This window comes from Bradyrhizobium stylosanthis, assembly GCF_001641335.1.
GTDB lineage: Bacteria > Pseudomonadota > Alphaproteobacteria > Rhizobiales > Xanthobacteraceae > Bradyrhizobium > Bradyrhizobium stylosanthis.
In genome coordinates, this window is sequence record NZ_LVEM01000006.1 from 105,129 (window position 1) to 125,071 (window position 19,943).

Annotated in this window: 21 protein-coding genes and 1 pseudogene; 6 read left to right on the plus strand and 16 right to left on the minus strand. The window is 59.6% G+C overall.

Going from position 1 to position 19,943, the window contains the following annotated elements; all coding sequences use genetic code 11:
• Positions 1-5: 5 nt before the first annotated feature.
• From A7X65_RS41120 to A7X65_RS35035, 7 genes and pseudogenes are all read right to left on the minus strand, one after another.
• The gene (locus tag A7X65_RS41120; RefSeq protein ID WP_082885176.1) at positions 6-209 is read right to left on the minus strand and encodes a cold-shock protein; all 204 of its coding nucleotides are present in this window, start codon (positions 207-209) and stop codon (positions 6-8) included.
• A 490-nt stretch (positions 210-699) separates the two neighbouring features.
• Positions 700-905, minus strand: a pseudogene (locus A7X65_RS35015) (cold-shock protein).
• A gap of 75 nt (positions 906-980) precedes the next feature.
• A complete protein-coding gene (locus A7X65_RS43950) occupies positions 981-1,214 on the minus strand; it encodes a cold shock domain-containing protein (RefSeq protein WP_082885177.1) in 234 nt (77 codons plus the stop codon).
• Positions 1,211-1,567, minus strand: a complete 357-nt coding sequence (locus A7X65_RS35020; protein ID WP_145669816.1) for a phage upper tail fiber protein — start codon at positions 1,565-1,567, stop codon at positions 1,211-1,213. Before A7X65_RS35020 ends, A7X65_RS43950 begins: the two co-directional genes overlap by 4 nt.
• Positions 1,568-1,571: 4 nt before the next feature.
• Positions 1,572-1,865 carry a hypothetical protein gene (locus tag A7X65_RS35025; protein WP_063693968.1) on the minus strand — a complete coding sequence of 98 codons (294 nt, stop codon included), beginning with the start codon at positions 1,863-1,865 and terminating at the stop codon, positions 1,572-1,574.
• A gap of 2 nt (positions 1,866-1,867) precedes the next feature.
• Positions 1,868-2,515, minus strand: a complete 648-nt coding sequence (locus A7X65_RS35030) for a hypothetical protein (protein ID WP_063693969.1) — start codon at positions 2,513-2,515, stop codon at positions 1,868-1,870.
• A 59-nt stretch (positions 2,516-2,574) separates the two neighbouring features.
• Positions 2,575-2,778, minus strand: coding sequence for a helix-turn-helix transcriptional regulator (locus A7X65_RS35035; protein ID WP_063693970.1), 204 nt, complete (start codon positions 2,776-2,778; stop codon positions 2,575-2,577).
• A 290-nt stretch (positions 2,779-3,068) separates the two neighbouring features.
• Between A7X65_RS35035 and A7X65_RS43425 the strand changes: the two genes are divergently transcribed.
• Positions 3,069-3,362 carry a hypothetical protein gene (locus A7X65_RS43425; RefSeq protein ID WP_245324037.1) on the plus strand — a complete coding sequence of 98 codons (294 nt, stop codon included), beginning with the start codon at positions 3,069-3,071 and terminating at the stop codon, positions 3,360-3,362.
• Between the two features lie 7 nt (positions 3,363-3,369).
• Here the strand turns inward: A7X65_RS43425 and A7X65_RS43430 are convergent, their stop codons facing one another.
• Together A7X65_RS43430 and A7X65_RS43435 are read right to left on the minus strand one after the other, a co-directional pair.
• Positions 3,370-4,026, minus strand: coding sequence for a tyrosine-type recombinase/integrase (locus tag A7X65_RS43430; protein WP_245324038.1), 657 nt, complete (start codon positions 4,024-4,026; stop codon positions 3,370-3,372).
• Positions 4,027-4,064: 38 nt separating this feature from the next.
• Positions 4,065-4,283, minus strand: coding sequence for an integrase arm-type DNA-binding domain-containing protein (locus A7X65_RS43435; protein ID WP_245324039.1), 219 nt, complete (start codon positions 4,281-4,283; stop codon positions 4,065-4,067).
• Between the two features lie 1,826 nt (positions 4,284-6,109).
• On the opposite strand from A7X65_RS43435, the gene A7X65_RS41130 reads away from it, so the two are divergent.
• Positions 6,110-6,382 (plus strand): DUF3892 domain-containing protein, encoded by a 273-nt coding sequence (locus A7X65_RS41130; RefSeq protein ID WP_082885178.1) that lies wholly within the window; start codon positions 6,110-6,112, stop codon positions 6,380-6,382.
• Positions 6,383-7,244: 862 nt separating this feature from the next.
• On the opposite strand, the gene A7X65_RS35055 is transcribed toward A7X65_RS41130, so the two are convergent.
• The 3 genes from A7X65_RS35055 to A7X65_RS35065 form a co-directional block, all read right to left on the minus strand.
• Positions 7,245-7,472: a hypothetical protein gene (locus tag A7X65_RS35055; protein ID WP_063693973.1), complete on the minus strand. Its 228-nt coding sequence runs from the start codon at positions 7,470-7,472 to the stop codon at positions 7,245-7,247.
• Positions 7,473-7,629: 157 nt separating this feature from the next.
• Positions 7,630-7,977, minus strand: coding sequence for a phage tail assembly protein (locus A7X65_RS35060; protein WP_063693974.1), 348 nt, complete (start codon positions 7,975-7,977; stop codon positions 7,630-7,632).
• 717 nt (positions 7,978-8,694) lie between these two features.
• Positions 8,695-8,874, minus strand: a complete 180-nt coding sequence (locus A7X65_RS35065) for a helix-turn-helix domain-containing protein (protein ID WP_208608642.1) — start codon at positions 8,872-8,874, stop codon at positions 8,695-8,697.
• Between the two features lie 159 nt (positions 8,875-9,033).
• On the opposite strand from A7X65_RS35065, the gene A7X65_RS42275 reads away from it, so the two are divergent.
• The 4 genes from A7X65_RS42275 (at position 9,034) to tnpC (ending at position 12,730) form a co-directional block, all read left to right on the plus strand.
• Positions 9,034-9,423 (plus strand): hypothetical protein, encoded by a 390-nt coding sequence (locus tag A7X65_RS42275; protein WP_145669825.1) that lies wholly within the window; start codon positions 9,034-9,036, stop codon positions 9,421-9,423.
• A 473-nt stretch (positions 9,424-9,896) separates the two neighbouring features.
• Complete coding sequence (tnpA, locus tag A7X65_RS35070) at positions 9,897-10,775, plus strand: IS66-like element accessory protein TnpA (protein ID WP_063693976.1); 879 nt, start codon at positions 9,897-9,899, stop codon at positions 10,773-10,775.
• Positions 10,772-11,125: an IS66 family insertion sequence element accessory protein TnpB gene (gene tnpB, locus A7X65_RS35075; protein ID WP_082885179.1), complete on the plus strand. Its 354-nt coding sequence runs from the start codon at positions 10,772-10,774 to the stop codon at positions 11,123-11,125. Before tnpA ends, tnpB begins: the two co-directional genes overlap by 4 nt.
• A gap of 69 nt (positions 11,126-11,194) precedes the next feature.
• Entirely contained in the window at positions 11,195-12,730 is a 1,536-nt protein-coding gene (gene tnpC / locus A7X65_RS35080) for an IS66 family transposase (RefSeq protein WP_063693978.1), read from the plus strand.
• 747 nt (positions 12,731-13,477) lie between these two features.
• Here the strand turns inward: tnpC and A7X65_RS35085 are convergent.
• From A7X65_RS35085 to A7X65_RS35100, 4 genes are all read right to left on the minus strand, one after another.
• Complete coding sequence (locus A7X65_RS35085; RefSeq protein ID WP_063693979.1) at positions 13,478-13,801, minus strand: DUF736 domain-containing protein; 324 nt, start codon at positions 13,799-13,801, stop codon at positions 13,478-13,480.
• A 621-nt stretch (positions 13,802-14,422) separates the two neighbouring features.
• Positions 14,423-14,734, minus strand: coding sequence for a DUF736 domain-containing protein (locus A7X65_RS35090; RefSeq protein ID WP_063693980.1), 312 nt, complete (start codon positions 14,732-14,734; stop codon positions 14,423-14,425).
• Between the two features lie 707 nt (positions 14,735-15,441).
• Positions 15,442-17,451: a ParB/RepB/Spo0J family partition protein gene (locus A7X65_RS35095; RefSeq protein ID WP_063694291.1), complete on the minus strand. Its 2,010-nt coding sequence runs from the start codon at positions 17,449-17,451 to the stop codon at positions 15,442-15,444.
• Positions 17,452-18,132: 681 nt separating this feature from the next.
• Positions 18,133-19,221, minus strand: coding sequence for an IS110 family RNA-guided transposase (locus A7X65_RS35100; protein WP_063693981.1), 1,089 nt, complete (start codon positions 19,219-19,221; stop codon positions 18,133-18,135).
• Positions 19,222-19,943 lie beyond the last annotated feature (722 nt).

Here is a 19,943-nt window from a genome sequence, read left to right on the forward strand (position 1 = left end):
CGGGCTCAACCTATCCGTAGATTTTCCGCCGAGTCTTTTCCGCGATTGTTCACGACGTCGAAGCTAACTTTCGCGCCCTCTGCCAGCGAAGTGAAACCAGCTTTCTCAACTGCTGAGATGTGAACAAAGATGTCCTTGCCGCCGTTGTCGGGCTGTATAAATCCATAACCCTTTGTCGAGTTGAACCACTTGACCGTCCCTAAGGCCACTTAACTTCTCCATTTCTCAAAAACCAAAGCTAGTGCGCAAATATCGACAAAAGAAAGGCTGTTAGAGCGTGTCCCCACAATGAGCTATCCCCGCGATTGAAGCAGCGCGGGCGCGACTCGGCGTCGGGAAGTGCGAAGAGAACCGACGCTGTCCGCGCGCCCGCGCTGCCAGCGAAGTTGGTGGCGATGTGACTGTCCCTTATCGCACGCCGCAAACTTCGGTGATCAGCCCTCGTCCTTGGATTGGCGAGACTGACCACACTGGCCTCCGAGAGGATCAAACTCTCAAGGGCGAGCAAGGGTATTGCGGAGAAGTGCTGCAAGCACCTACCAGGATTGGTTGGTGCCGATCTCAAGCGGCCTGGGGCAAATGCGCCATGGCGACTGCCGGGAGACGGGTTTCGCGGACGCAACAAGCCACGAAATCGATCCTAGCCGATTCCTTATTGCAGCCCAATCGATGCAGGTCCGTGGAAACCGGATGCTTTCGTTAGCCGATCCGCAAATTCTCGGCTGACACTTTCCCATTCCGCCCCGTCGTCAGTTCGTAACTGACCTTCGCCCCTTCAGCGAGACCGGTATAGCCCGCTTTTTCAACAGCCGAGATGTGAACGAACACGTCAGGACCACCATCCTGCGGCTGAATAACTCCATATCCCTTGGTCGCGTTGAACACTTCACGGTACCCAAAGCCACGTATAACACTCCGATAAAAATAGAGGTAGGAAGTCTAAATTGACGATGGTTCGCGAGCAAGAACGTAGGTTGCGACTAGGTTAGTCGAACTTGAACAGCTTTGGGCTTGCCCCGAACCTCGTCAAAATCGGTCTCGAAGGTAACTTCGCGACCGACGGTGGGCCTATCGTCCGACGCCAGTGCCGAATTGTGAAAAAATAAGTCGGGGCCACCCTCATGATTTCGAAGCCAACCAAATCCGCCCGATCGCGACGCGCTCCAAGCGATCACACGTCCGTTCTTCCTCACTTGATTGTTCCGTGATGTCATCCGACGATCATGTAGAGTGTTTTGGAGTCGGGCGGATCGAGCGCGTCGTATTCGCTCTGCGTCAACTTCACCATGCGCTCGATATTCTGATCCACGGCCAGAAGATCAGCCGGCGCCGTGGTGATCGTTGCAGTTCCGGCAGCGCAAACGAATTTCCACCGGGTCGCCATGGCGAACGGCCCGAAGAGCTTCGTTTCGTCGGCCGCGATTGCCGTGACACTTTCGGGCGTATCGCCGATGCGGTCGCCCAACCGAGTCACAGACGCGGCACTGTCTGCCGGAACGCTTACCGTCAGTATGTGAAGTGGCGCAAGCGAGTCGGTGGTCTTTGAGACCGCAATCAGAGTGGTCATGCGATCAGCCTGGCGTGAAGGCGGAAATTTGCGCGTTGGAAGCGGCGAGGATCTGGTCTTCCCAACCCTGCGCCTGGTTCGGTGCGAACTGGCTGTGGCTCAGCATACGAATGGTGTTGTTCAGCGCCGCGTGGTCGAGCGGAAAGCCTTGCACGGTCGCGCCACTGACGTTCGTATTGCCAATGGTGCGGTCGAGCGCCGCTAGCGAGATATATGCCGATTTCAATGACGCAAGGGCGCTGGCGTATGCGGAGCCGGCTGCAGCACGGGAGGTTTGGAGTTGAGATAGTGTCGCCATTTTCAGTTCGCCTCTTCGATGAGCTTGGAAAATTCGTGGGATTGCCAACCCCCGGTGCGCGCAGCTTCGTTAACGACTGTGCTACTGACGGCGTCGAGAAACGCGATTGCGTCCTCTTGCTGTGCGATTAGCTGCATGTCTGCAGCGTGAAACTGGCTCCGGTAGTTGTCGAGCAGCTTGGCGCGCTGAGCCTCGCTGATGCCTGACAGCAGGGTTGGTCCCGACAACAAAGCGGAATACACTTCAACAGGGTGGTCGAGCTTTGCCAGGAACTGCATTCGCTCCGGCGCCGGCATGCCGCGAAACATTGCTCGAATGTCACTGCGAACTACCGCCGTTTCGAGATCGCTCTTGTCGCCGGTTGGAGGGACCAGGCGCTTTGTCCAAGTGGCCAGATCATCCCGGCATTGCTTGGCCTGCGATCGCGCTTTCCGGAGAGACGTTGATGTCCCGTCGATGATGTGCGTGCGAACGAACCCGCGTTGCCCTTCGGCCGTCCGGGTTCGATCTGCAGCCGCATTCTTTGTTACCGTGCGTAATACGTCCACCGCATCCGCCAGGTGACGTGCCGTCGCGATAAGGGGTTTCGCGCGTTCCACGACCTCGTGCGGTGCGCCGCGCTGCTCGATCAATTGATGCAATTCGTTCATGGGATTTCCCTAAGCTTCCTGAGTATCGAAAGTCAGCGTTGGATGTTGACCAATCAACATCAAGCCGCGACGGGCTGCCGGCGCGCGGCAATGCGGGCCGCGATCCATTCGTCAATTTCAGTTTCGATCCAGGCAACCCGCATGGCGGAGAGCTTCACGCGCCGCGGAAACTTCCCTGCTCGTTCGAGCCGCCAAAGCTGAGTTTTGGAATAAACGATGCCTTTGGCCGAAAGGCCCTCATAGGCAATCAACTTCTGCGACACGGCGGCGTGCTCCGGTAGCTGTGCTCGCCGCCAATAAAAAAGGCCGGGCGAGCGCTTGTTGCGCTGGTCCCGACCATCCCGGTCGCGCGGCCTTAGTCACTAGCAAGATCCGCAGATCTCTCGCGACCATCTCGGTCAACGAATTTCAGCTAGTTCCCTAGAACCTAGATACAATCGTATGCTGCCGCACGAAGGTTAACGAAACATTGCGAATTGCGCGGAATTACCCGATCGCTTCAGCGCGCATCGGCACGACGTTATCCGCAAACGGGTTTAGGATCATATCCAGCATGGACGCCAGCGCCTCGAACGCCTTCCGTTTCTCGGTCAGATATTCGATAGGTTACGCGGACACCGCCGATGACGCGACCCATGCAGCGCTCGGCGTGATCGGCATCGACCTTGGCCCGGCTCATGAGGCTCCGAGCGGTGCGGCGCAGGTCGTGAAGCTGCCACTGCTTCATCGGCGCCCTGCCCTCCACCTTGCCGATCCGGGCGACGATCCCGTCGAGTTCTTTCTTTGCTTTGCTGAACCCACTGAGGGGCTTCGCGCCATCGAACTCGCCGTTCAGTGTCGTGGTTGAGAAAACGTCACGAATTTCCCTTGCAGCCGGCGGGCTTGTCGCCGATTAACTCACGGAGCGCGGATGTGATCGGAATGACGTGATCTTGCTTGTTCTTGTAACGGGAACCCGGAATGATCCAGAGGTCGCTTTCCAGCTCGTCTGTGTGCATCCGAGCAGATTCGTTCCGGCGCGTCATGGCGAACAGTAGGGACTTCACATAGCGCGGGTAGCAGGCCGGCTGTTCAATTTGGTCGAGCGCGGTCCACACGTCTCGGATCTCGTCGTCTGCCAAGATCCGCTTCCGAGCCCTCTCCTTTGGCATCGTCTTGGCCATGCCGCGGACGATCGGCGATTTGAAATCGTCGTCTTGGATCATCTGCCAGTTGAAAGCCTTTCGAACGTGCGCCAGCACACGGTCAGCCATCACCGGGCCACTCTCGGCTTTGATCTCGTTGAGCATGGTAGTGATGTCGCTGCGCTTCAGGTCATAAATGGACCGATCGCCAATACGCGGCCGAACATGATTGCTGAATGCTGCCTTAACCTGACCGCCGCTGCGCAGCCCCTCAACATGGTCCTTTTCGAACGCGTCCAGCACGGCAGTAACGGTGGCGGCACCTTTCCGAAGCTGGGCCTTTCGCTGTTGCTCCTCGACCTTCCCCGGGTCCTTACCCTCGCCCACCAACCTGATCCAGTTCCTAGCCCTGTCCCGGGCGTCGGCTAATTAATCTCTCCGACTTTGCCGATCTCGCGCCGGCTGGCGCTCGTTTCGCCGGGGTAGCGCGTCCGTAGCACAAAGGTTTTGGACCTCTTATCCGTCACGCGCACACCGAAACCCGGCACGATCGAATCCGCGATCCATAGGCGTCCAATCGCGGGCGGCTTGAGCTTAGCAATCGACGTCGCAGTAAGCTCGGTGCGATGCTTCTTCGCAGGCATGGGGCCACTCCGGGGCCACATGAATGCGAAACAGCGCGTGCCCCAATGAAATCCATTGATAGCGCATATCGGCGCAAACGGCAATACTTTCAGTGAGTTATGTAATCCAATGAAAGCTGATGCAATCCAATGAAATCCGGAAAACCATAACTTTTAATCACGGGGTCCTGGGTTCGAGCCCCAGCGCGCTCACCACTTAACCACCTGTAACTACTGTAAAACCTCCGACGAAAACTCATGTGCCCAAGATCGCATGGAGCGTTCGGGTAACGCGGGGGTAACAGATTCCAATGGCAAGTACGCGCGGCGCTATAGCCCGGCGCCTAGTCTCGTCTGGCCTTGCGATAGAGCCAGGACAGCGCCTTGGCCAAGTCGTCAGCCTTCTTCCTCGACGAGAACCCCGTCAGGGTGACGTTGTCGCGGCATGCTACCTGCCCGGTGAACACATCAATAACGCTCCATCCGAGTGCGTCACGTCGAATCGTGTAACGGGCTGGCATCGGTGCATCTGATGGCTTCATGACGTTGCGCACTACGGGCGAGCCGCCATCGTCGGCCAGCGGCCCTAAACGGGGGCCACCGTTGATTGGCCCAAAGGAGGCAGCGCGAACGTGGCTCGGCGGCAGCCGGAGATACGGGAACTTGGCGCTGCCCCTACCACGTCCGCGCTACCAGTGAAGTTGGCGGCGCTGACACGGCGCTCGCGTAGTTGGACCAGACCCGAAGCGCCGTCTCTACCACGCGCAGCAAACTTCGGCGGTCAGACACTGCTAACCACCTCACTCTCCGAGAGGCTCAATTCCCCGGGGGGCTACTAATCTGTAACATGGAGAAGTTACCGCAAGCACCTACCTGGATTGGTGGGCGCACACGGGGTCCTCTAGAAACGCACGTATGCGCGCAGCGATCTTCCGTGCCTCCTCGGGCCCGGGGTCGAATTTCACGCAATCGAGTATGCTGAGCACTTCCTGGGCGTCCTCAGCATCAAACGTCGCGACTTGGCGATCTGCCAGGCTCAAAGACTGATCGGCCGAACGGGCTTGATTGGCGGCAAGCACCGCAAGCGCTTGCGACCGCAGTGAGTTGATGTGCCGCTCGAAAATGTCCATTCGTTGGCCGGTAGCTACCGTAGGTTACGCTTCGCTGAGAGGGTCACATTCTACAGGCGCCACCAGATAATGGCGCAGACAAGTAACCGGGGCACCTATCAAAACTGGTGGGGACGAGAATGCAAGGCAGCGCGAGCGTGCTCAGCGCATGCGAGTTACATTCAGACGTGAAACCACAGCACGTTCATGGAAGGGTCGCAGATGGTGAAATGGTTCTACAAAACTCACGCTGGGGTGGCTCAGATCGTTCCCAATGGGGAGGATTTTACGGTCACGTTTGGTGGTGAGACATTGGGGCGGTATGCTTCGCCAGCCTCCGCGGCCGAAGACTTGGCGAACGGGACATGCTCTTGGCCTTCGGCCGGAGACCCATCAAACTTGGGCATACCGGACAAAATCAGCCAGTGGCAGCGGGTGCCTTGACTTACGCTCCCGAGGGTCCTCGCCCCTGGTGATCACCGCCTGCCTGGATCATCCGCAGTCGAAGTTAGCGGCAACGTGACTCGGCGCCCGAGCGTTGGAGGCAGAGCGCTGTCCCTGCAACGCACCGCTAACTTCGACACAGCCAGCCTCACAGCAGCGGAAGAAGCTGACGGTACGATACATTCATCAGGAAAAGCCCTGGCACAACTACCAGAACCGGTCGGCCCCACGTCGTCAGGCAATCTCTAAGCTGGTCCGGCAGCTTGCAGAGACGGGAGACACCCCGCAAAACGCGTGCGCATTCATTGCATAAACAAGTCTGACAGGCGAATCGCACATGAGAGAATCAAATTTGTCGGCGGGCTGAATTCAGACGGAACGCGATGGAGGCTATCGGTCGCGAAGACTATCCGAGATATCGAAAGCCGCGAGTGGGAGTACTACGTCGAAGAATCAGGCATCACTGCCGAGGTCATCGTCGCGACCGACGGCCGACACAAGTACATCAAGACAACAGTGGACGGAATTCAACCGGACAATCTCCTCTCGCTCCCTGAGTGTCCGTGAGGAATATGATTCCCAGATCGCAGGCAGCGCGGGCGAGACTCGGCGCCTGTTGGCTTGGGGCATGACAGGACGCTGTCCCTGCCCCGCCCGCACTACCATGGAAGCTAGCGGCACGTGACTCGGCGCTGACCGTTCTGGTGCCATCGCGCTGTCCCTGCCACATACCCGCTAACCCCGGGGCTCCGTATCCGCGCTGGCTGACCAAAAGCTGACGAGACTGCGCGGCCATCCATAAAACGAAAAGCGGCCCGTGTGGGCCGCTTGCCGTCGAAACTTAAAAGACGCTCTGCGGCCCTCAGGCCGCAGACAAAGGGCTTTCGGCCTGCGTATGAACAGCGGTAGCCACAACACGATGGGCCGGATTGACGCTCAGCCAAGCCGCAGCACGCGAGGCGCGGCGACTCGCTTCCTCTGTCAAGTTGTCGGCGCCAGATGATCTCGAAGGTGCTGCCCGCACCTGAGTTCGACACTTCTCAATCATCGCTTCCACATGCCGCCGCGTCGTGAAGTACGCCCGGCCGATCTTGAAAATCTCAAGGTTGCCCCGCCTATGTTCCACCTTGAGCGTCGCGGGGCCTATGCTGTCCTCGAAGATGATCTCACAGGCAGCCTTTAGCGAGATAGGCTGATCTGGCCTCAAGTCCTCAGTACCACGCATCGCTGGCTAGTTCAGCTTCCCGGAGCCTGCCTTCGATGCCTCCTCGAAGGCTCGCCCGACATCGCCCAACTTGGCGTCGAATTCGATTTCTAGTCGGCCACTCACTAGGGTGCACACGGACACAAGGTGCGTGCGCCTTCGTCGAGAGCGGACGCGAGCTTTTCCCGCATCTGCTCTGCCGTGAGCCCCTTACCCCATACATGCCTAGTGACGCAACTGCATGAGCCGCGCGAGATGCACGGAGTGCATCTTCTCAAGCACCGTGAGGTGTTGCTGCGCGGCGGACGTGGCTTGCCGGTAGCTGTTAGCGAGAGCATTGCCGCCATTCTCTTTAAAAGCCGCCTTCGCTGTGCTTTCTAGCTTCTTTGTTAGTTCGAGCAACTCTCTCAGCTTGGGGGCCGCCTGATCATTGGCTGAGATTGTTGCGGTCACTGAGGGGTTAGACACTCTCGTCCCCGCTATTTTCCTTGCTGCTTCGCGCGCATCTTTCCTAGATCGGCAAGCATCTCGACGTAGTTCAGTAGCCGCCCGAGGTGCATGGGCTCCAATTCTGAAGGCTGGAGCCCATGGTCTGCCATCAATACAGTGATCAGCCTACGGACGGTGCGATAGGGTCCTTGGGACCGATCCCCACCAGGATAATGTTCGTGGCCAGTCCGCGCAGCCGCATAAAGTCGGCAGCAGTCAAGCCCTTGAGTACGATCTCGTCGACTTTCTCAACGACCATGTCGACGATGAACCGGAGAAGCGCGCGGTTATTGTCGTACACGATATCAATACCGGAGGGCTCACCTTCGGCGTTGGTTTTCGTGATGACCTTGAACGGCTCGCCGTTGTCGACGAAGGCCCCCGCGGTCGGTTCACGCAGCGTGAGAGTATCAACCTCTCCGTTGTGCGTTTTGATCGGGCGCGACAGCTTGCTGCAGCCAAGGTCCAACGGCGGGCGTGGTTTGCCACGCCCAGATAGTTGAAAAGCAAACTGGCAGCTGCGGCGTAGATTGCCTTGTCGATCTTCCCGCGCACACGCCCGATCTGTCGCAGGCAAATACACACGCGGTTCAAAGCCTCACCCTCATTCCCAATCGGGCGGCAAAGGCCAACGAGAATTTTTCGACGGTCAGACACTTGTCGGCGAATGCGCGCCAGCGACTGCTCGGCTTCACGCTCCACGGCGTTCAGGGGCAAATCTGAAGGCTCGCTTTCGTACGCCGCCAAAGGCCACGTCCGCAAGCATACGTTTCGAGTCCGCTGTTTTGTCTAGCATTGGCAATTGAGGTAAGTTAGGCCTCCTCTCTATTCTCACCGCACAGCGGATCGCAGGGCATCTCAGTCGAAGAAGAACGGTTCAAAGGTTCGAACTGCGCAGCGTCGTAATATCGTTGCTTGTAAGTCCCTTTTGCCGAGCGGCCAAGTCACGAAAGGGATCTTCTCCGATTTCGGCATTTTCGGGTGGCCTCAAAGCCTCTGTGCCCGCGGCCCGCTAGCAGCGACGGCTGTGGTCACGCCGCGACACGTCGGCCGACAACGCCGTTCCTGTGCCCAAAAGCGCTTCAGGAAACGACCTCAAACGCCCACCAAGGCAGGCTGTCTTGGAATGGCAGCCGTAATCCCCCCCCCCCGCAGGCCATAAAGATCTGCGACATTACGGGAAGTGTCAGTCGTCTTTGAGCAACTTCCAAGGGTCGACACCGAGGCCATTTGCAATCCGCGCCACGTTGTCGATCGACACGTTCCTTTCGGAACGTTCAACCCCACTGAGATAGGTCCTGTTCAACCCACTCTCATGCGCGAGCGCTTCCTGGCTCAGACCACGCGCAGCCCGAAGCCGACGCATGTTCTTCGCGAGGATATCTCGTAAGGGCCCTTTGTGTGTTCGTTTCACACGAACACATCGGCCAAATTGCCGCCTTTAAGGCGACCGCTTTTAAGTTACATTCGACATTGGAAGTTGCTATCATCGCCAAAGGCAAATGAGGCTCAGCGGGCGGACGGCGTGAACCTTTTGACAGGATCAGTAGAGGCGTTCTTGGATTTTGAGAATGGCGACGACATTCTCACTCGTCGGTCATATAGCGCTGGTTACAGGTTGGTCGAAACGGGCGAAGTCGTCTGCGCAGTCAAGCTACCCGCTGCACTAGCTGAATCAGCAATTCTTAGGCGATCGAAGATCTCGATTGTCCTAACACCGGCGGGACAAGTCGAGGCATCGTTGGGCGCGGGCGCATCAACTGAACAAGTCGACAGTCTTGTTGCTCGGACTGTCGCCGACGACAACCTCCGAATGGAAGATGCCACACCGATAGAATTAGAAGCTCTGCTTCATCGCCTCGAACGCTCTGTTGTCATGGTCAAGCAAGCTATTGCACGGTTGACACAGCTCTGAGAGCATCCGAGTGGAGCAAATGACGGCCCAATCAAACGTCAATGACGACTGTTCGTCTATTATCCACACACCTGGTCCATGAGAGCCGACGCGGCACTCGAAATTTTGAGGCAAACGGCGTCGTCACAATTCGAACCTATATGGTTCTAAAAATTGCGTCGTAAATCCGCCATTCAACCGCCCCTTCTCGGCAAAGTTCAGATCTTGCGTCACGATAATGCCGACTCGAACCTGCGGACGAGTTTGCTTAGAGAATTGAGCGGCATAGGCCGCAGTTAGCGACATGGCACCTTGCTGTGTCGCCAACACTTGGATGTGCAGACAACGTCTTAGACGCTCCGTAGCGCCAGTGCTTTTATCTTGCCATCGTTCCCCCTCCTCTTTGTTGCTCGCGTAAGCGTCCGGTTCTCGCACCTCTTTCGAGAATACGTTGACGTTCCATATCGGGTTCTCTGCAGCATGGAGAATCTCTTGTGGGGCGGAAACAATATGAGAACAGAGCGCGCCGAACCTGGTGGTCGGTGCACATCGAGGCGTGGCGCAAAAGCGGCCTCAGCCGGCGCAGTTATTGCCGTCAGCATCGGCTGGACCAGGGCAGTTTTGCGCGCTGGCTGAGCGTCCTAGTCGACGTGGAAGCCCTTAAGGTACAAGCCGAATTAAAGCGTGAGCAGCGCCGTTTGCAGCGGCCTCTCAAGCTTTCCAGCGACGCGCGCAGCCGTGCCGTCCAGGCATTTTGGGCCATGCATGTCGAGGCGATGACGTGGTCCGGAAGGAGCGTGCGGGCGTACGCCAAGGCCCATGGACTGTCGCGTTTTGCCCTGCAGCGATGGCGCGATTTGATCAATACCAACGAGGTGGAAATCGACTGGCGAGCGCAGCTTCACCCCAGTGCCCGCGCGCAAATAAGCACTAGTGTTAGCAGCGCTGCTAAGGAGTCCGGCGTCGAAAGCCGCTTGACAGAGGCGTCCAGCGCCGATCCATCGGACGACGGACGCAGCAACCGGCGCCGCTTCAGCGACGAGGAGAAGCTCGCGATCGTGCACGAATCCGAGGCTCCAGGTACCAGCGCCGCCGAGGTCTGCCGGCGCCACGGCATCGTCACCAGCATGCTGTTCCGGTGGCGAGTTCAGTTCGGATTTGGCCGACGAGCGCAGGCGAAATTGGCCCGCGTCGAGATCGCAAACGACACGACAGGTGCTACTTCGCCGTCGCTCGTTCTACACGATTTGTTGCGCACGCCTGACGGCATGGTGGCGGTCGAACTACCCGACGGACGGCGCGTCTTCGCACCCGCCGATGCCGATCCGGACGTCGTCCGTCGGCACGTTGCAGACCGGGAGACAGCACCATGATGATCGTTCCGGCGGGCGTGAAGGTGCATCTGGCGCTTGGGTACACTGACATGCGCAAGGGCCACGATGGGCTCGCGACCCTCGTCCAGGAAACGTTGAAGAAGGATCCGTTCTCCGGCCACCTGTTTGCCTTCCGAGGCAAGCGGGCGAGCATGCTGAAGATCCTGTTCTGGGACGGCAACGGGCTTTGTCTGTTCACCAAAAAGCTTGATCAAGGCGGCTTCATCTGGCCCAGAATGAGCGATCCAGGCGGCACGGTCACGTTGTCGCCGGCGCAATTGGCGATGCTGATCGAGGGCATCGACTGGCGCACGCCGGAACGTCGATGGCGACCTGCAATCGCGGGCTGAGAGCGCAAAAACCCCTTATAATATAGCGAATCCGCTTCATCGAATCGGCGTATCCGAGTAGAATCGGATATGCAGCTTGACCTCAACAATCTGCCGTCTGACCCAGCGCTTCTGCACCGCCTGGTACGCGACATCGCCTCGCTGATCGAGCATCGAAACAGTGAGATCGAGCGCCTCCGTCTGATCATCAAACAGCTTCAGCGCGCGCAATATGGGCGCCGCTCCGAGCGGCTCGACGCCGACCAGTTTGCGCTCGGATTTGAAGATCTGGACATCGATCTGACGGCTGCCGAGACCAATCCGGACGCCTTCGAGGCACCCGCGCCGTCTCCATCGACATCGCCGAAACGCAAGTCACTGCCCGATCATTTGCCGCGCGAAGAGATCGTTCTCGGCGCCGGAAGCGAGGCCTGCGCGTGCTGTGGCGGCGCCTTGCATGCCATCGGAGAGAGCGTCAGCGAGATGCTGGATTGGGTGCCGGCTCACATGCGCGTCGTGCGTATCCGTCGCCCGAAATACGCCTGCCGGGCATGCGGAACCATCACCCAGGCCCCTGCTCCCGAGCGACCGATTGCGGGCGGACTGGCCACGCCAGCGCTGCTCTCGCAGGTGCTGGTGAGCAAGTATTGTGACCACACGCCGCTCTATCGTCAGGCGCAGATTTTTGCGCGCCACGGCGTCGAACTGGAGCGCTCGACGCTCGCTGGCTGGGTTGGTGGGGCCTGCTGGTGGTTCGAGGCTTTGCACGAACGGCTATGCAAAAATGTGTTCGCTTCCGACCATCTTTTTGCTGATGACACGCCGATCCGGGTGCTTGATCCAGGCCGAGGACGAACGAAAATCGGGCGATTGTGGGTCTATGCCCGCGACCAGCGCGGCTGGGGTGGACCGGCGCCGCCGGCCGCAGTTTACCTGTTCGCGCCGGATCGAAAAGCCGAGCGCCCGGCCTCGCATCTCGATCAATTTAAGGGCGTTCTGCACGTCGATGGCTATGCCGGCTTCGAGCGTCTGACCGGAAGCGGCGACATCATTCTTGCCGCTTGTTGGGCTCATACCAGGCGCAAGTTTTACGAAATTGCAGAGGCTGACGGTGCGCCGTTGGCGTTGGAAGCACTACGCCGGATCGGCGAACTCTATGCCGTCGAGGCCCAAATCCGCGGTCAATCGCCTGCGCACCGATTGGCCGCGAGGCGCTCAATATCGAGGTCGCTCGTCGATAGATTCCGGCTCTGGATCGAGACGCAGCTGCCCCTGCTACCCGGTCGCGCCAAGCTCGCCGAGGCGATGCGTTACGCGCTCTCGCGATGGGATGGGCTGACGCGCTTCCTGCATGACGGCCGCGTTGAACTCGATACCAATCCGGTCGAACGCGCGATCCGTCCCGTAGCGCTCGGGCGCAAAAACCACCTTTTTGCCGGGAGCGACGGCGGCGGAACGCGCTGGGCGGTGCTCTGTTCGCTCATCGAATCCTGCAAATTGAACGGCGTCGAACCATACGAATACCCTCGCGATGTGCTCACGCGAATGGTCGATGGACATCCCGTCAACCGCCTCGACGAACTGCTGCCGTGGACCTGGAAAGCGGAAAATCCTGTCAAGGGATGAGCCCAGGTGCACGCGCCGGACGCTTACTTGCTCGCTAACTCTTCCTCATCTTGCCGCAACAGCATCTGCCGATCCAAGCGACACACAAAAAAATCGACCGCTCGGCACGTGTCCAAGCCATCAATTGCAGCTTCTCGGCGGCCTACCGAGTGGCGCAAAATCTACTGGCAATGGAGCGATCTTCCACATCGGAATGGAGAGAAAAGCGATCGAGCGGCCTCCAATTCTAGGCAAGATTCCACGCCGCGCAAGTGCATTTGTCTGATCGAAACGGGACGTTTCACCAGCTCCTCTACCGCCTGCGATAGCGATCGTTACCCGAAGGGCCGAGACAGCCGTAGGGTGGCTCGGTGAGGAGCGAAGCGACGAATAGAGCGCGGGCCGAAGGCATCGCCCCTAAGCCATGTGCAGCCGCCGGACGCTTACTAGGTCGTCTGGTGCGCTGGATCTCAGCGTTTCCTCCCTCTGCTCACAATAAGGTCCTGGCACCGGCGCCAGACGACGTCACCAACCGCAAGATTTGGAAGCACATCGAGCGATTTGGAGAAACGATGCGTGGCCAAAACCTGAGAATCCACGCTCGGAAGATCACCTATTGGAGCCTTTGAACGCTCGCAAACAGGCGAGAATTCTCACATCGGTCGTGTAAATTTCTTGGGCCCGAGCCATCGAAACTGATCAAAAAAGCGGGCTTCCTGGAGACAGAAAAGGGCTCCTGCGCAGTGCGCGGGAGCCCGAGACTTTGACCTAGTCGACAGGATTCCAGACCAGGAAGAAGCCGCGTTCGCCGCCCAGGCCAACCGCTCGGCCAAGGTTAGCGTAGAGCTTTCGGCCCCCCAGGCCAGGTGCTGCAAGTGACAGGCTGACGTAGTCAGTTGCGCGACCGTCACCGCACAAGATCCGACCGGATCCGACCTCTAAGCCTTCGGTGAAGATACGGAAGTCTGGGGGCGTATCGCCGGATTTATCGCGGTTCGGTACGATGTCGATGTGGGTGCAGATTGGCAGAAGTTTGAGCTCGCCGCTGAAGCCGCCGTCAATTGTGCGGGTGACGAATCCGATCGCGGTCATGGTCTGTCTCCTTCGTTGCCGCAGGGGCTGATGCCCTGCGATGGCAAGACCGTCATGGCGGCTGGCCCCCATCCGAACCGTTGGGGCGAAGCGTAGCGGCGCACCCGAGTGCGCTCCTTTTTTGCAGCGAAGCGACCGCGAGGAGCCGGCCCGCCGGCGGGGAAAAAAGGCAGCGTGCGAGGGTTTCGGATGGGGGACGGCTGCCATAGGTCGTGGCGCCACAAGCAGGGAATCGTGCCCTACAGAGGAAGGTGTCGGGCCTTCGCGGAGCGCCCATTCGCACGTGCAAACGGCGCGAAGGCAATGGTGCGAGGCGCGATCCATACCCGACTAGGTCGCCTGGCTAGAGGCCCGGTTTCGCGTTGGAAGCATCGCTCTGGCGCCCGTGATCAGGCCGCCAGTCGACCGCGCGGATGACGATTGAATTCGCAAACCGTCCAACGAAAACGCCTCCAAAGGACCGACAAATTCCGGGTTGAGCGCCTTCAAGGCAGGCCGCGGATCCGCGGCTTTGTACCGTTCTTTTGAGGGAGAAAAAGCCCTTCCTCCTTCCTTTAAAGCGGCGCAGAGCACGCAAAAAGCCCCGCCTCTGAAGGAGGCGGGGCTTTCGATTTGGAGCGATCAGTCGCCGCTGCGGCGCGACCAGATCAGGCTGAAACCCTCCTCGCCTTCGACCTTGACCAGCGAGGCGTAGATCGGCGCCGGGAAGCTCGGATCGTCGAGCTTGACCGAGAGATATTCGCGGTCGCTGTCGCGAACGGTCTTCTTCCAGGCGGCGCCGAATTCGGTGGCTCCGGCGAAAATCCGGTAGTCAGGAGCCTTGTCGTTGTCCTTCTCGGAGGCCGTGAACTTGGCCTTGATGTTCAGCGTCAGCGTCTTGATCGAGCCGGTGTAGCCGTTGTCTGAAGCAGTGAAAGCGCCGATGGTGGCCATGGTGATCTCCGTCTGTCTGTTGCTCGGGCCGCGCCTATCGCAGCCTCAATGGCGATCCCTTGCCCGGGGAGCGATCGGCCCGCAGCCCTTGGGCCCGCAGCGCAGCGGAGGACGGCGAAAGCCTGCTTTTTTGTCTTGCGCGAGGAATGCCGCCGCTTTGCGGCAGGGGAAAAAAGCAGGCGTGAGCCGTTGCGGGAAGGCGATCGAGGCTCTTGCCGTCCCTCGGGCCTGATCAGCCAATCGAGGTTGCGTTGGACGCGAGCCCATAACCCGGACTGACGGAGATTACCGTGGCTACCGACGCCTACCACGGCATTGGAGAACAGTAGGATCGATCAGGAATAGCAACGCCTGCACATCAATCGCTAGGACGGTGCACCGGACAGATCAAAGCGAACTGGCGGTATTTTCGCATGAGGAATCGACGGCGCCAGCTGGAATTATTCGCGCGATTGCGCGTCGGATACGCGAGGTCCAGACACAATCAGGACCCCAACCTGACCGCCTGGCCGCCGCCATAGGGAGGCGCGGCACAAGCTCGCGGGTCGCTGCAAATGGCTCAGATCGGAGGGATCGTGGCTCGCATTTGGAGACGGGCTAACGCGCGTTGTCGCCGCTTCATCTCAATTGAAACGGCCGCGCACCGTCAGGTGCTCGGCCGGAATTTGATGAGCGCCGGGACCGCTCCCGCGACCCCGGCTCAGCTCTCACTCGGCCGCCTGCGAGCAGAACTCACGCCCTTGCGCACTGTCTGGCGCACCGGCCTGATCCTCCGCTTTGGCTGTACGAAGCATGGAAGGCAGCCAATCGGTTGACGCCAGCAGCTGCTCGGCGGCGGACGCCATCTCAGCCTTTTTCATTCCCGACAAGCGTTCGGCGGCCTCCTCGCTAACGCCCTCGCGAACGGCCTGAAGGATGTTCGCCTTGGTGACCCGACCGAGATAGGATTGCACCGTGGGCCGCCAATATCCGGTCATATCGAGGGCCACCGCCTCGGCCAAACGGCCTGCCGCCGCCAGCGCGCGCGGCCGGAGATCAAACGGCAATTTGACCGCATTGACCGTCAATGCCGTGCAATGCGCGAACAGCGCCATGCGGCTGTCGTGGTCGAGTTCAGCCACGAAGTCCCACAGTCCGCCGACGTCCCGGGGCATCTGCCTCGCCCAATTGGCATGGCGATCCGACCACGCCTTGCCGGCCGCAGTGTCCTCGATTCTGGCCGCATGCATGGCCAAATCCGTCTTCACCGGTTGGATGCCGACTACATGGGCATTCGCGCCGATGTAGAAGATTTGGGCCGCGAGTGCTTGCGTAGCGGCCACAATGGCGACGTCCGGCTGCTCACTCAGATTGAGGCGCAGCCCCAAGGTGCGATGCGCTGTGAGGTCACGAACGAGCGTGTCAGACAGCTTCTGCTCCTCGTCTTCCTCTTCATTCTCTCCGTCCTCTCCTTCATCGCGCGTGGCTTGATCGTCCCCGTCGCCCTCCTCGTCCTGCCCCTGAGCGTCGCCGTCCAGTGCGGCCCCGGGCTGGGATTTGTCGTCCTCTGGGCGGATGAAACCGCGTTCGATCCTGACGGTACCGTCATGATTGAGCGTCACGAACGCGCCGCCGCGCGCGACATCACCGGGATCGTAGGCCTGCCTTTTTGCCTCCAGTTGCTCGATTTGGTTCTCCAGTTGACCGAACCGCGCATCTACCTCATCAGGCAATTCTTCGGCCGTTTGATGCTCCTCCGTCAGCCAATCGAACTCGGTTTGAAGCGCGTGAAGAACGGCCTGATCTTCGGCCGAAAGCTCAACCGGATGCGGGTAGGCACGACGCATCCCGTGAGCATGCGGGAAGTCGAGATGGGGTTCGGTCCACTTCCATCCCTCGGCTGTCCGCAGGGTGTCCGCCTCTCGGCCAAGTCGTGCCGTGACCAAGAGATCGAGCAGCGCGACATCCTCCAGATAGCCGCCGCGATCCTCGGTGAAGAGGTCGCGCAGGATCGTACCACCCGCCTCAATATAGGCATCAAGCCCGACGAACCGCGCCCGGCGATCGGTCGCGGCGACATGGGTTTCGGTGAGAAAACGGCGGATGGTGCTGATATCGCGATCGTAGGACAGACGCTCGTGGACGGCCTCCTGCCGGGCCTGATCGTCGGTGATGGCAAAGGCCATCAACTGCTCAAGGGTCAGATCGCCCTCGCGGTAGAGCTGGATCAGTTTGGGCGATACAGCACCCAATCGCAGCCGTTGCCGCACCACATGCGGCGTCACGCCGAAGCGGGCAGCGATCTCCTCAGCACCAAATCCGCGCTCGTCCGCCACCTTCTTGAAGGCCTCGAACTGGTCGGCCGGATGCATGTTTTCGCGGGTGACATTTTCGTCCAGGCTGATTTCGTGTGGATCATTTGCGGTGTCGATGATGCAGCGAATCGGCTCGGTCTTCCTGATCTCCTTCCGCTTCACCCGCAGCAGCTGAGCAAGCCGCCTGCCCTCACCGATGGTGACCAAATAGAACCCCGTGGCCACGCCCTCTCCGTCAAGCTCGGGCTCAACCACAAGATTTTGCAGAATGCCTTTCGCAGCGATACTCGCCGCATAAGCCTCAATCGCCGCCTCGCTATGCGGCGTCTTGCGCGCATTGTTCGGTGACTTCTTCAACTTGTTGAGCGGAATAAGAGTCTCCGTCCCGCTCGCCGGGATGATTTCAACTGACTTTACCGACATGATCATTCTTCCTTTTGCTTCCATGGGTGCAAGGCGCACCACGCGCCTGCACCCCTGCCCGTCGGCGAGACCGGGTCTCTAGCCGCGGATTTGGCAAGAGATCGGTCACGCTTCCTTGCAGGGTTGCAGCTGCTGCTGCTGCAACCCTGCCCATCGGCGAGATTGGGGTAGCAAGCGGAAAGCCCCTTCGCGGGGAACCAGAACGCAAGAAAATTGACGCCCTGCGCTTCGCGGCAGTTTTCTTGCGTTCTGGGCGGAAGGGGCTTGCAGCGCGCGAGGGCGAAGCCCTTAGGGCCAATGCGGCGGCAGCCGCAAAATAAAGCGTCCCGCAGGAGAGACGAACAAACTTATCTGCCTGCAGTGGGAGAAGTCGCCGCATATGCAAGACGCAAAACAGGGTTTGGCCGCCAAGACGGTCAAGCGTTTTACAAACCTTCACGCCGGTCGCTGCCGGCGCTATTTAAAGAGTTCTCTGCGAGGGAGCCTGGGTCTCTTCGCGGTCTAATCAGCGCAATTCGTCAGGCTGGCCGCATGATAGGGTTCGTTCAGAAGAGGGTGCCGCCATGGGTAGCTCGGCGTGCCGATCGACACATGGTCAATCGTCGCCATCCCGGTCTGCGCGGTCACCATCCCTTCCGTCCCCTCGCGGAGATACCTTTCAGCCTGAGCCGAAAGGATTCCTCATGCCGCTGTTGAGCTGACCAATTCGCTAGCTTCTGTCTTGTTGCTCCAGCGGAAGTCCTGTTCGTTTATCCACATACGGTGCAGAACGATGGCCAACTTCCGGGCGACGGCAATCCGCGCTCTGTTGAAGCCGCGTCTTTTGGCAACCTTCATTCCCCAGGCCCTGAGTGTTGACCTTTTCCTGCTGGAGGACAGCAAGATGGTGGCGGCCTGAACCAGGTGCACGCGCGTCATGGAGTTGCCGAGCCTGGAAATGCCAACTTGATAATCCGTTTCTTCCGACTGGTACTGCTTTGGTGTGAGGCCGAAATAGGCACCGACATCTTCGTCGTTGGAGAAGCGCAGCGGATTATCGACGGCTGTTACAAAGGACAGCGCGATGATCGGCCCGACACCCGGCGCTGTCATCAACCGCCGGCAGACCGGGTTGTCTCTAGAAACTGCTTCCACACGTCGAGTCAGAATGGCCAAGTGCTTGCAGAGGTCGTCGTAGAGATCGAGCGACGGCATGATCCCATCGCTCAACGTGAGGCCAAGTTCGTCGGCCTTGGCGAGAGCTACCATCACTCGCTCGCGGAAGGTGGTGCTGTTGACGTTGCCGCGGGGCACGAGGAGTCCGAACGGCTTGAGGCTGCCGGTGATGTTGTTCTCGAGCCCGACCCTTTGCTGCACCAACTGTTGTCGCAAGGTGAGCAACGTCCGATCCTCCTGGTTGCTGCGGGCTCGAACGGTGACGGGCCGGATAAACTCTCCTCCCATACGAACGAGCTGCGCTAGACCGCGGGCATCGTTCTTGTCCGTCTTGTTGCGGTACGTCTTGAGAAACCGGTGCGCTTGAAAGGCTTCAAGACATATCATCGGCAGCCCCAGCTTCGTCAGTTCGATGTGCAACCAGGCACTCATTGCCCCTGCTTCGATGCCGATCCTGACGATGGAGGAGATCTGTACATCCTTGGCAACAAGCCAGTTGTGAATGTCGCTTGGCCGCGTCAGGGCTTTCCCTTCGGCTACTATTTTGCCCTTAGCATCTACAGCGCAGATTGCTGTTTGCCGCTGCGATACATCCAAACCAATGTAGCATTCCATGGATGCTTCTCCTGCTGGGTTGCGGAAGAGCACAGCCTACCCCACTCACCGCAGTGCAGGTCCGCGGCTACACTATGGGTAGCAAGTGCCAGGGCGACCCGAGCGGAGGGGGATCACCCGCCCGATCAGGGCCGCTCGCCAGAAGCGGGTCTGCACGGGCGCATGTCAGTTGTTCGAGAAGATGAAGAGCCAGCGAAAGCACGGAAGACCGGGGAGACCGCTCGGGGTGGCGCCGGCCACAGCCGGCGCTTCACCCTGGCGCGCGCGAGGGCCGGAGGCCCTTAGATCTCGAGCGTCGGAAATCTGAGCAAGTCTGCGCAGGCTAAAACAGGGGATCGAAGGCAAGCGAAGAGTGAGCAAATCGAAAGAGGCACCCGCAGGAGGGTCAGCATAGCGCCGACGCGGAACGCGGCGGGACCCGGGACCGAGTGCAGTCGCGAGACCGGTTTAAGAAGGCACCCGCGCGACGGGCAGTGATAGCGGTGCCGCGAAGCGGCAGCCCTTCGCGCGAGTGCCTCCGGCGAGCGACACATTATATAAGCTTGTGCAAGGGATCGAAGCCGAAGGCCGAGACGCGAAGCGGCTTGGTTCATATGTGGACGGCCCCCGACTTGCAAGGATTGGCTCTGGCAGCATGCTCGGATCGCTTGCGCTCATATGTCCGGCCTGTTTTCGGGTCTTGCGACCACCGGCCAAGATGGGCTTCGCGGATAGTGAGATCC